The 579-nt window shown below is 63.0% G+C and carries 1 protein-coding gene; it reads left to right on the top strand.

Going from position 1 to position 579, the window contains the following annotated elements:
• Positions 1-75 precede the first annotated feature (75 nt).
• A complete protein-coding gene (locus L0976_RS28585; protein WP_234190777.1) occupies positions 76-528 on the top strand; it encodes a transposase in 453 nt (150 codons plus the stop codon).
• The last annotated feature ends 51 nt before the right edge of the window (positions 529-579 follow it).

Below are 579 nucleotides of genomic sequence, written 5' to 3'. Positions count from 1 at the left end.
GTAAGCGGTGTTTTGCACCCACCTTCCGGATCACGGCGTGATTGACGATGTTGAGCCGAATGAGGGCTTGGACATATGTCGATTTCAGAGCTTACGCTTACATCCAGCGATAAAGAGCCGGTGCGCCGGTTTGAGGTTTTCACGGGAAGCGGCCGACGGCGGGAGTGGAGCGACGAGCGCAAGGCGCAGATCGTCGCCGAGAGTTATGAGCCGGGCGTGACGGTTTGCGCAGTGGCGCGGCGTCATGGATTGACCCCGCAGCAAGTGTTCACGTGGCGTCGGCTCGCCCGCAAGCCGCTCGAAGCTGTGCCGGTCGTCGAGGTCGTTCCGATGTTTGCGCCAGCGGTCGTTGACGTGCCTACGAAGCCTGAAGCGAAGGAGCCGGAACCGGCGCGTGCCTCGAGAAAGAAGTCGAGCAGCAGCGGCGCAATCGAATTGGAGATCGGCGGGGCGATCGTCAGGATCGCCTCTGGTGCGGACGCCGCCACGATTGCCGCGGTGATACAGGCCGTGAAGGCGCAGTCGTGATCGGGCCTTCCGGAGCGGTGAAGGTCATGGTCGCCACCCGACCTGTCGACT

Origin of the sequence: Shinella sp. NM-101 (genome assembly GCF_021401195.1) — a bacterium.
Lineage (GTDB): Bacteria > Pseudomonadota > Alphaproteobacteria > Rhizobiales > Rhizobiaceae > Shinella.
Note: the sequence above shows the minus strand (reverse complement) of the source record. Positions and strands in the feature narration are given on the sequence as shown.

Coding starts and splice junctions, on each gene's coding strand:
- L0976_RS28585 (WP_234190777.1), top strand. CDS start 76: ATGTCGATTTCAGAGCTTACGCTTACATCCAGCGATAAAGAGCCGGTG.